Origin of the sequence: Fictibacillus nanhaiensis, from assembly GCF_036213205.1 — a bacterium.
Classification (GTDB): Bacteria; Bacillota; Bacilli; order Bacillales; family Fictibacillaceae; genus Fictibacillus; species Fictibacillus nanhaiensis_E.
In genome coordinates, this window is record NZ_JARMFC010000008.1 from 36,535 (window position 1) to 48,215 (window position 11,681).

An 11,681-nucleotide genomic window follows, 5' to 3' on the forward strand; every position below is an offset into this window, starting at 1 on the left:
TAAGCACTGTAAATTTTTTATGAAGAAAAGTGAGAGGAGGAGGAGCATGACCTACAAACAAAGAATGTCATTATTTATCGTGATCGATTCACTCATCGCGATTTCCGCTGTGTATTTCAGTTTATTTATCATCAGCGCCGATACGCATGTATTTACGCCTGAAATCACTCAAAGCGCGGCTGTTATTATTCTAAGTCATCATTTTTTCGGACTTCGCTTCAATCTTTACAAAAAAGTATGGGAATATGCGAGTGTCGGTGAACTTATCGTTATCTTTAACGTCGTCACTTGCTCCATCGGAACGGCAGCACTTTTTCAAAGATTCGTTATCCAAGACACGCAACTTAGACTTTTATTAATTACCTGGCTGCTACACCTCTTATTTATAGGAGGATCTCGTTTTTGTTGGAGGCTCTACCAAGATCGCCTCGTAAATGAGCAAAGCAATAAAAAGCGGACACTCATTATTGGTGCTGGGTCAGCGGGTACGATGGTGGCGAGGCAGCTTTTAAGAAAGAACGATTCAAGCCTTCTTCCGGTGGGCTTTTTAGATGATGATACAAAAAAACACAACCTCGATATTTATGGACTGCCGGTATTTGGTGGGGTTCATCAGCTAGAACAGATCGCGCAAAAAGAAAACATTGAGAACATCGTCATTGCCATTCCTTCTCTCAGTAAAAAAGAACTGAACATCATATTTCAAGAGTGTGCAAAAACGACAGCCGAAACGAAAATTTTACCGATGCTTGAGGACTTAGTTACGGGAAAAGTATCGGTGAACCAGTTCCGAGATGTTAGAGTAGAAGATTTGCTTGGCCGAGAAACGGTTGAACTGGATCTTGGAAGCATTTCTGAATCGATAACAGGGAAAGTGGTTTTAGTAACAGGAGCTGGAGGATCGATCGGTTCAGAAATTTGCCGACAGATCTTAACGTTTCAACCAAAGCAGCTCATTCTGTTAGGACATGGTGAGAATAGTATCTACACCATTGAAGTAGAATTAAACAAACTTTGCAGTGACCGTGGCATCACGCTCTCGCCAGTGATTGCAGATATACAGGATGCGAAGAAGATGATGGAAGTGATGAATCAATACACGCCAGACGTTGTGTATCATGCAGCCGCTCATAAACACGTGCCGCTTATGGAACAAAATCCGAAAGAAGCGGTAAAGAACAACGTACAAGGCACATTAAATACAGCGCTTGCTGCAAGTTGGTCAGGCGTTAAGACGTTCGTCATGATCTCATCTGATAAAGCGGTGAATCCGACAAATGTGATGGGAGCTACAAAACGATTAGCAGAAATGATCATTCAAGATATGAATCATAAAAGTGATACCAAGTTCGTTGCCGTTCGATTTGGAAATGTACTCGGCAGCCGGGGCAGCGTGATTCCTTATTTTAAAGAGCAGATCGCACGTGGAGGTCCTGTCACTGTCACACACCCTGAGATGATTCGGTATTTTATGACCATACCGGAAGCTTCCCGCCTCGTGATTCAAGCGGGAGCGCTGGCTGGCGGTGGAGAAATCTTCGTGCTCGATATGGGTGAGCCAGTGAAAATTGTGGACTTAGCGCGAAATCTCATCAAGCTGTCGGGATACTCGTTAGAAGAGATTGAGATTGCGTTCTCAGGCATTCGACCAGGCGAGAAACTGTATGAAGAACTCCTTGATGCAGACGAAGTTCATGACCATCAAATCTATCCGAAGATCTATATTGGAAAACCATCTCAACTCTATGTAAGAGAAGTAGAAGAACTGCTATTACGATTACCTGACTTATCAGGCAAAGATATTCGGGAAACTCTGTTACTGTTAACGAATAAAAGAAAAGTAGAAGTCCACCCGTCATTCTTATCCGTGCCGAGTTAAAGGAGACTAGAACATGAGAGTGAAAAAAGCAATCATCCCAGCGGCAGGTTTAGGTACTCGATTTCTGCCGGCAACAAAAGCGATGCCAAAAGAAATGCTGCCGATCGTTGATAAACCGACCATTCAATATATCGTAGAAGAAGCTGTGGAGTCTGGCATTGAAGATATTATCATCGTGACTGGAAAAGGGAAGCGAGCGATTGAAGATCACTTTGACATGTCACTCGAACTCGAGCAGAACCTCTATGAAAAAGGAAAGCTAGAATTGCTTGAAGAAGTGAGGAAATCTACGAATCTCGTAGACATTCATTATATTCGGCAAAAAGAACCAAAAGGTCTTGGTCACGCGATATGGTGCGCGCGTAAGTTCATAGGAAACGAGCCCTTTGCTGTTCTGTTAGGTGATGATATCGTCAAATCGGAGACCCCATGTCTGGCGCAGCTGATGAAACAGTATCATCGACTACAGTCTTCTGTTATCGGCGTACAGAAGGTGCCCGACGACCAAGTGTCGCGGTATGGAATCATCGACGGAAAGCAGATGAATGACCGTTTGTATTCTGTACTAGATCTCGTGGAGAAGCCGAAGCTAGCGGAAGCACCGTCTAATGTTGCGATATTGGGCAGATACATCTTAACGCCTCGCATTTTTGATCTGTTAGAAAATCAAAAGCCAGGTGCTGGTGGCGAGATTCAATTAACCGATGCGATCGCAGAATTGAATGCATTAGAAGATGTGTACGCGTATGACTTTGAAGGAATTCGTTATGACGTCGGAGAAAAGCTCGGATTTATTAAAACAACGATCGATTTTGCGTTGGAACGTGATGATTTGAGGCATGAACTACTAAACTATTTATCAAAAGTGGTTACAGGTGAAGTTCAATTTAAAAAATAATATTTGATGTGGATGTGGATGCGCCTCAATGGGGTGCATCTTCTTTTTATAGGCAGATGTAGATGATATAAGCAGTGTTTTTACGGTACGTGTTTTTATATTTCTTACACGTTCGCACACTTTTTTGTTTTTTACTCACACTAATTGACGTGTTGCGCACATTTTAACTTCCGCTGCACTCAATTCGACACGACTTACGCACACATTACTTCCATTCACGCACACATTCGATATTTAGCTGGTACCAATGCCCGCCATACAGAGCCAGCAAGCAGAAAAGATAGGAGTCAAATAGGACCGGGGTGCAGTTTCCCCGGTTTTTCCTATGCACTAATCTCTTAATCTCACGGATACGAAGCATAATCTCGCGAATTCAGAGCATAATCTCACGAAAATTTTCAGCAATCTCACGAAAAAGTGCAATATACTCGCGAGTCGTCAATCTTCGACAAACACAACAACCCAAAAAGGAGGCGCCATCATGAAAAAGGTCTTGTTCGTAGCATCCGTTGATTTTCACTTCACAGGATTTCATATTCCTGTCCTGCAATGGTTCAAGCATCAAGGCTGGGAAGTACATGTTGCAGCATCGGGTTCGATCACCATCCCTTACGTTGATTATAAGTACACGATTCCGATTCAGCGCTCTCCTTTTCATCATAAGAATCTAGCCGCTTATCAAGAATTAAAGAAAATTTTAGAGCATAACCAATACGATATCATCCATTGTCACACACCGATGGGCGGAGTCATCACCAGATTAGCAGCGCGAGGCACACGCAAAAAAGGAACGAAGGTGCTCTATACGGCACATGGCTTTCATTTTTGTAAAGGTGCTCCGCTCGCGAACTGGCTTATCTATTATCCGATCGAACGTCTGCTAGCTCATCAGACAGATTGCTTGATCACCATTAACTCAGAAGATTATCAGCTCGCGAGACATCATAAGTTCTCAGCAAAAACGATCACAAGACTAGACGGTGTTGGCGTAGATACAGAAATCTTCAAACCTGTCCCACGGGAAGAAAAAGCGTTCTTGCGTTTCAAGTCAGGCTACAAACAAGACGACTTTCTCATGTTTTATGCCGCCGAGTTCAACAAAAACAAAAATCAAAGACTGCTGCTCGAGATCCTGGCAAAAGTCACAACAAAAAGCTCAAACGCCAAACTTTTACTAGCAGGCGACGGACCCCTACTACAACAATGCCGACACTATGCAAACCAACTCGGAATAACCGAACATGTTCATTTTTTAGGACACCGTAAAGATGTGCATGAGATCTTGCCGATGTGTGATCTCATACTCGCATCCAGTTTAAGAGAGGGGTTGCCCGTCAACATCATGGAAGGAATGGCGTGTGAACTGCCCGTTGTTGCAACGAAAAACCGAGGACATCAAGAGCTCGTTCAAGAACAGCATACCGGCTGCTTAATAGAGAACACCAACATCCAACAAGCTGCACTTCAGATCGAGAACTTGATCAACGCACCAGAAAAAAGACGGCAATTCGGCCAGCAGGCAAGACAACTTATTTTATCTAAATACAGCCTCACAAAAATTATGCAGGAAACGAGTTTGCTATATAGACCATATATGGGAAAGGAGGATCACACGAAATGGATGGCCCAGTAAGAATTTTGCATGTTGTCGTCAATATGAATAGAGGTGGGGCGGAAACGCTGCTCATGAATCTGTATCGCAACATTGATCGGACGCGCATTCAGTTTGATTTTTTAACATGCAAACCCGGCGTTTTCGATCAAGAAATCAAGGAACTCGGTGGAAGAGTTCACCGGATTTCATATGTGACAGAAAGTGGTCACTTTAAGTATATACAATCTCTGCGAAGGTTCTTTCAAGCTCACAAGGAATACAAAGTCGTTCACTCGCACATGGATAAGATGAGCGGGTTCGTTTTGCGCGCGGCTCGCCAAGCCGGCATTCCGTCACGAATCGCACATAGTCATAACACCAGTTCTGAAGGCGGTTGGGCGGCAAAACTGTATAAGGAGTACGCAGGCTATCATCTACTTCAAAACGCGACACACTATGTGGCTTGTTCACAAAAAGCGGCAAACTGGCTTTTTAAAAAACATGCGTCAGATTCGATTCTTTTAAAGAATGCTATCGAGAGCGCAAAGTTTAGGTTCTCAACAGATAAACGGAAGAAAATCAGAAGCGAACTCAACATTTCTAAAGACTGTTTCGTTCTGGGCCATATCGGACGGTTCAACCTTCAAAAAAACCACTCATTTCTAATCGACATTGTAAAGCAGCTCGTTCAAACCCATCCAAATGTGATTCTCCTTTTAGCAGGCGATGGTGAACAAAAACACATCATTCAGCAAAAAGTAAACAGTCTAAATTTACAACAACACGTTCGGTTTCTAGGGATACGTGAGGATATTCATCACCTTCTCCAAGCATTTGATGTTTTCGTCTTTCCTTCACATCACGAAGGGTTGCCAGTCACGTTGATCGAAGCGCAAGGAGCGGGGTTGCCATGTTTGATCTCTGAACATATCACAAGAGAAGTAGACATGGGGCTGGGTGCCGTTCGTTACTTACCCATCACAACGACTACACCTTGGGTAAACGAACTGACGACCCTACGATTACACCAAAAAAGATACGAGAACAGCGATCAAGCTTTAGTGGAAAATGGTTACGATATTTCATCTTCTGCAAAAATGACAGAAACGTTATACGGAAAGATGGTGGGCATATGACATCAAAAACACTCACCGTCTTTACACCTACCTACAACCGTAACTATTGTCTCGGTCGCTGTTATGAGAGCTTGAAAAATCAAACGTCTCAAGACTTTATCTGGCTCATTATTGATGACGGATCGACGGATGATACGAAGGAACTTGTGAAATCTTGGATCGCTGAAAATGCCGTGGACATTCAATACGTACACCAAGAAAACCAAGGGATGCACGGTGCGCACAATACCGCGTACGACATCATGAACACAGAGCTGAACGTTTGCATCGATTCTGATGATTATATGCCATATGACGCGGTTGAAAAAATCGTGACGTTTTGGCGCGCGCACGGAAACGACAATGTGAGCGGGATTATTGGGCTTGATGCCGATACAACAGGTCAAATCATCGGTACCACCTTACCAAAAGAACTTAAGACATCAACTCTTTTCCACCTTTACAGCAAACACGGCATAACTGGAGATAAGAAGTTGGTGTACCGAACAGAACTGACGAGAAACTATCCGTACCCACTTTTTAAAAATGAACGCTATGTCGGGCTCGCTTATAAATACTTTAAGCTCGATGAACAATATGAGATGCTGCTGTTGAATGAAGTGCTCTGTTGTGTGGAATACATGCCAGACGGCTCGTCGATGAACATGCTGAATCAGTACCGAACCAATCCGAACGGGTTCGCTTTTTACCGAAAAGAACTGATGAAGCTGTCGTTTAGTTCTCTAACGTTTAAATTTAGGCAAGCCGTTCACTACGTTTCGAGCAGTTTTCTATCAAAAAACAAAGCTTTTCTAAAAGAATCGCCGCAAAAGGGCTTAACGCTCATGGCACTGCCGTTCGGTGCGCTTCTAACCGCCTTTATTTGGAGTAGAACAAAATGATCGTGTTATGGATCAACTTGTTCGCCGTTTTTTTGTTAGCCTTTCTAGCAAGATTTATGGCAACACCAGCACTATCAGGTGTTCATACCCACTTCACAAGATGGGTACCGGTTAAACCGAGCAAGCTGTTTATCATATTATCGGTCACTATGCTTGCCGTCGTATCAGGTCTCAGAAACAACATCGGAGACACGTTCTTCTACATGTATGGATACGAGATCAACGACTTCAGCTGGTCGTATATTTTTTCGAACAAAGATTTTGGATTTAGCATTCTGCAAAAGCTATTAAAAAGCATCTCGCAAGATCCGCAGATTCTTATTTTTACAACGGCCGTCATCTCAAACATTCTGGTCGTCGTCATTCTTTACCAATATTCCAGGTTGATCGAGCTAAGTCTGTACGTGTACATCACGGGCGGGCTTTATTTGGTTTCGATGAACGGCATCAGACAGTTTCTCGCAGCGTCCATCCTGTTTGCGGCGACACGCTACATCATCAACGGCAACTGGAAAAAGTACATGCTCGTTGTTCTGTTTGCAGCGACGCTACACCAGAGCGCACTCATCCTCATTCCAATCTATTTTTTTGTAAGACAAAAAGCGTGGTCGAGCATGTCATATCTGTTTATCGCCGGGGCGGTCGTTGTTGTGATCGGCTATCAGGAATTCTCGTCGTTTCTTTTCTCGGCGATGGAAACAACGGTTTACGGTCATTATAGTGAGTTTGCAGAAGGCGGAGCGAATTTTATCCGGGTCGGTGTAAGTGCGTTTCCTCTTTTAGTCGCCTATTTAGGAAGAGATCGGTTCAAAGAGATCTTTCCGGCGAGTGACATCATCATCAACTTTTCGCTGATCTCGCTCGTTTTTACGATTGTTTCCACACAGAACTGGATTTTTGCAAGATTCAACATGTATTTTGATCTGTACACACTCATCTTGATCTCATGGCTGCCAAAGCTTTTTCGAGAAAAAGACGGAAAAGTGATCTACTATTTCATCCTGCTCGCGTTCTTTGTCTTTTACTTTTACGAGAACGTGATCACGCTAAGAATCGTATACCAAAGTGATTTTATTTCGTAAGGAGATTGAGATATGAATGGAGAGAAACCACTTCGAATCCTTCATGTGACGGGTGTGATGAACCGGGCAGGAACAGAAACGCTGCTCATGAACCTGTACCGCAAGATCAACCGTGATCAGGTACAGTTTGACTTTATCTCGTATAAACCAACGGATGCTCATTATGATGAAGAGATCAGGCGGATGGGTGGCAGAGTAATCAAGCTGAGAGATCCGCATTCGGTATGGGAACTGTATCAAGCGATCAAGAAAAACGGACCTTATGAAGCGGTGCATGGTCATCTATCTTTTCATTGCGGCATTACGGCACTTGCCGCACGACTGGCTGGGATAAAAGTAAGAATCTCGCACGCACATACAACATGGGAAGACGATAAGGGATGGATGCGGAAGATGTACCTGTTGACGATGAAGAAGCTGATACAGTCGTGTTCATCACATCTATTATCGTGCAGTTCTGAAGCGGCTACTTATTTGTTCGGAAACGAGAAATCTCGAAAAGACAAATACATCTTCTTTCCAAACATCATCGATTACGAGAATTTTCTAAAAGAGCCAGTTGATGAAGTGAAGCAGTTTAAAACGAAACACCAACTGGAAGGTCACTTGGTCATCGGTCATATTGGTAGATTCATAGAATCTAAGAACCACCGCTTTCTTTTACAAGTCCTATCAAGATTGGTGGAAAAAAATAAAAATGTAAAGCTGCTGCTCGTAGGGGATGGAGACCTTCACGCTGAGATTCAAAAAGAAGCGGTAGAAGAAGGGTTGGCTGAGCAAATTGTATTTGCAGGGTTACGGGAAGACATCCATACGATGCTGCACAGTATGGATGTTTTCGTGTTTCCCTCGATCTATGAAGGCTTAGGTCTCGTGTTGCTTGAAGCGCAAGCAGCGGGTTTGCCATGTGTAGTATCAGAAGCCATACAGCCTGAAGCAGATCTTGGTTTAGGTCTTGTGAAGCGAGCTTCGCTACAGCAATCACCTGACTACTGGGCAAATTTACTTTTAGAACTTTCTGGACAAAAACTTCATGAAGAGGATCAGAAAGTAAGAGGCTTCATACAAAACGGCAATGACTATCAATCTGGTGTTGGGAAACTATTAAACATCTATCAAGTGTCATGGAGTGAAAAGCAATGAAACGCATGCTGATTGCAACATTCGATTTGGAGATCGGCGGCGTGGAGCGAAGTCTGATCAACCTGCTTCGTCACTTAGACTATGAAAAGTTTCAGGTAGATTTGCTGCTGTACCGTCATAGCGGTGAGCTTCTAAACGAGATTCCGAAAGAAGTGAATCTATTGCCTGAAATGAAAGAGTACGCAACGTTTCGGAAGTCGATCTTAGAGACAGCGAGTGAAAAGTTGTACTCCATTTTGACTGCTAGATTACGAGCAAAGTTGATTGCTGAGTTTAAAGGAAAGTGGAAGAAGTCAGCAGAACCAGGCATTCTGCAGATGCAGCTCATGTGGAAATACGCGATATCTCATTTGCCTACATTAGCTGGAGAGTATGATGTAGCCGTGAGTTATTTATGGCCGCATGATTTTGTGGCAACAAAAGTGAACGCAACAAAAAAAATAGCCTGGGTTCACACAGACTTTTCTCAGCTTGAAACAGATGTGGAGCTCGATTTGCAAATCTGGCGAAAGTACCACCACATCATGGCCGTTTCAGTTAGTGTGAAGGAGGCGTTCACAAAAAAATACGCTGAACTCACAACGAAAGTAGAAGTGATGGAAAACGTATCATCACCTCATATTATTAAAAGTTTGAGTCTGGAAACGCAGAATAATCTCATTGAAAATGATTCACGCTTTAAATTGCTAACGGTCGCACGCCTTTCGTACGCAAAAGGAATCGACATGGCGGTTGAAGCGTTAAAGCTGCTCCACACAAAAGGCTACAAAAACATCGCCTGGTACGTGGTCGGTTATGGAGGAGATGAAGCCGCCATACGAACGCTTATACAAAACCACAACTTGCAGCAACACTTCATTCTGCTCGGTAAACAAACAAATCCATATCCGTATATGAAAAGTGCAAATCTATACGTACAACCCTCTCGCTATGAAGGAAAAGCCGTCACGGTAGAAGAAGCGCAGATTCTAGGAAAGCCCGTACTTATCACCAATTACAGTACGAGTAAAAGCCAGGTCACACACGGTGAAGACGGATATATTTGTGACCTCTCGATACAGGGTTTAGTGAACGGAATAGAGGAAATCTACCACAACGAACATCTCAGAAAAAAACTCATCGCAAACTGTGAAAAGCGAGACTATAGCAAGTCGCATCTCGTCAACAAGCTTTATCAAATTAGCTCTTGAAAGGGCGGTCACTTATGATCAGCCAACTAAAAGCAGGCGCTGTCTTATCCTTTATCGCCTTAGTTCTAAACAGTGTCGTGTCGCTACTCTACACACCCGTCATGCTGCAAACACTCGGTCAAGCCGAATACGGACTATTCGTGCTCGCGACATCAACGATCGGGTACATTGGAATTCTAAACTTTGGACTTGGAAACGCAGTCATCCGGTACATCGCAAAATACAAAGTGATGAACGATGACGACGGAGAATCCAGACTGTATGGCATGTTTACCATCATGTACGCCATCTTGGGACTCCTCGCGTTTCTGGTCGGAATGGTCATTACGTTTTCAGCCGACTCTTTGTTCGGGAGTTCATTAAGTCCGGCTGAACTGAATAAGATTCAAACCTTGATGTTCATCACGGTACTGAACCTGACGCTCTCGATTGGGCTCGGTGTGTTCAGCTTCATCATACTTGCTCATGAAAAGTTCATCTTTCAAAAATTCATCGTCATTTTAGGAGCAGTGAGCTCTCCACTCATCTCGTGGCCGTTTCTTTTAAACGGATACGATTCAGTTGCGATCATCACGATCACGACGATAGTAAATATGGCAGTTATCGCATGCAACATCTATTTTTGTTTAAAAGTGATAAAAATCAAAATCTCGTTCCAAAGAATGGAGATACCACTCATAAAAGAGGTTCTTTTCTTTTCATCGTTTCTTTTCATCAACTTGATCGTTGAAAAAATCTACTGGTCAACGGATCAGATCATACTTGGGGTTTTCACAGGCACTGTCGCGGTTTCCATCTACGCGTTAGGTGCCTCTTTTTCTGGCTATTTTGCCGGATTCTCTCAAGCGATCTGCAACGTGTTCTTAGCGAGAGTGTCAGGGATGGTCGCGAGAAATGCTCCGGATGGAGAACTTTCAAATCTGTTTATCAAGATCGGCCGCATTCAGTTTATCGTCTTATCCTTTGCGCTAAGCGGATTCGTCGTTTTCGGATACGAATTTATCGACTTGTGGATCGGAAAAGAGTACGAGGAGTCTTATATGATCGCGATTCTAATCGCTGTTCCACTCATCATCTCTCTCATGCAGGAGATGGGAAACATCATCCTGCAGGCGAAAAACATACAAAAGTTCAAAACGTTTGTGTATCTAGGGGTTGCCATTTTTAACGTGGTGTTGAGCCTGTTGTTAGTCGGGCGCTGGGGAGCTTTAGGTTGTGCGGTCGCTACAGCCGTCGCTTTTTTCGTAAATCTACTCATCATGAACATCTATTATTGGAGGAAAATCCATCTAGACGTTCCGAAATTTTGGCTAGAGATTCTAAAGATGAGCTTCCCGTTCCTCACAACATTGACGTTAGGTTTATACATCAATGACATGCTCCCTAATGGAAGCTGGAGCTTGTTCTTCTTGAAAATATCAGTGTTTGCAGGTTTATTCATGGTGTTGATGTGGTTTACGGCGATGAACAGATATGAGAAAAGTTTAATTCTATCGTTTTTAAATCGTCTGAAGCCAGTTCAGCAAGTGGGAGCGCAGTCTCATAAACATTGAGGTTCTACCGCGCTTTGAAGGCGTGGTTTACGGTACGTGTTTTTATATGTATTACACGTTCGCACACTTTTTGGCGTTTTGCGCACACAATCTTATATTTTGCACACGTTTCGACAGAGACATCACTCATTTCGACACGACTTACGCACAAATCACCATACTTTACGCACAAACCGGCTTCTACCCAGCTACATCACACCTAAAAAGGACAGCATAGACTCTACTAAATAACCCTGAGCATGCATTTTACTCAAAAAAAGCAAATAGTACGCACAAACAGCCACTCTCAACTATTAAAATCCACCTCATCACATTAAATAAAGGA

General features: G+C 43.3%; 9 protein-coding genes. All 9 read left to right on the top strand.

Annotated elements, in window-relative coordinates:
• Positions 1-46 precede the first annotated feature (46 nt).
• The 9 genes from P4V41_RS10630 to P4V41_RS10670 all read left to right on the top strand — a co-directional run bounded on the left by P4V41_RS10630 (position 47) and on the right by P4V41_RS10670 (position 11,356).
• A complete protein-coding gene (locus P4V41_RS10630; RefSeq protein WP_328084838.1) occupies positions 47-1,879 on the top strand; it encodes a nucleoside-diphosphate sugar epimerase/dehydratase in 1,833 nt (610 codons plus the stop codon).
• Between the two features lie 13 nt (positions 1,880-1,892).
• Positions 1,893-2,777 (top strand): UTP--glucose-1-phosphate uridylyltransferase GalU, encoded by an 885-nt coding sequence (gene galU / locus P4V41_RS10635; protein ID WP_328084839.1) that lies wholly within the window; start codon positions 1,893-1,895, stop codon positions 2,775-2,777.
• A 481-nt stretch (positions 2,778-3,258) separates the two neighbouring features.
• Positions 3,259-4,410, top strand: coding sequence for a glycosyltransferase family 4 protein (locus P4V41_RS10640; RefSeq protein WP_419181303.1), 1,152 nt, complete (start codon positions 3,259-3,261; stop codon positions 4,408-4,410).
• Positions 4,395-5,507, top strand: a complete 1,113-nt coding sequence (locus P4V41_RS10645; protein ID WP_328084841.1) for a glycosyltransferase family 1 protein — start codon at positions 4,395-4,397, stop codon at positions 5,505-5,507. Before P4V41_RS10640 ends, P4V41_RS10645 begins: the two co-directional genes overlap by 16 nt.
• The gene (locus P4V41_RS10650) at positions 5,504-6,388 is read left to right on the top strand and encodes a glycosyltransferase family A protein (RefSeq protein ID WP_328084843.1); all 885 of its coding nucleotides are present in this window, start codon (positions 5,504-5,506) and stop codon (positions 6,386-6,388) included. Before P4V41_RS10645 ends, P4V41_RS10650 begins: the two co-directional genes overlap by 4 nt.
• Complete coding sequence (locus P4V41_RS10655) at positions 6,385-7,470, top strand: EpsG family protein (RefSeq protein ID WP_328084844.1); 1,086 nt, start codon at positions 6,385-6,387, stop codon at positions 7,468-7,470. The genes P4V41_RS10650 and P4V41_RS10655 overlap by 4 nt, the downstream gene beginning before the upstream one ends.
• Before the next feature lie 12 nt (positions 7,471-7,482).
• Positions 7,483-8,613 carry a glycosyltransferase family 1 protein gene (locus P4V41_RS10660; RefSeq protein ID WP_328084845.1) on the top strand — a complete coding sequence of 377 codons (1,131 nt, stop codon included), beginning with the start codon at positions 7,483-7,485 and terminating at the stop codon, positions 8,611-8,613.
• Positions 8,610-9,803, top strand: a complete 1,194-nt coding sequence (locus P4V41_RS10665; RefSeq protein WP_328084847.1) for a glycosyltransferase — start codon at positions 8,610-8,612, stop codon at positions 9,801-9,803. Before P4V41_RS10660 ends, P4V41_RS10665 begins: the two co-directional genes overlap by 4 nt.
• A 14-nt stretch (positions 9,804-9,817) precedes the next feature.
• Complete coding sequence (locus tag P4V41_RS10670) at positions 9,818-11,356, top strand: oligosaccharide flippase family protein (protein ID WP_328084848.1); 1,539 nt, start codon at positions 9,818-9,820, stop codon at positions 11,354-11,356.
• Positions 11,357-11,681 lie beyond the last annotated feature (325 nt).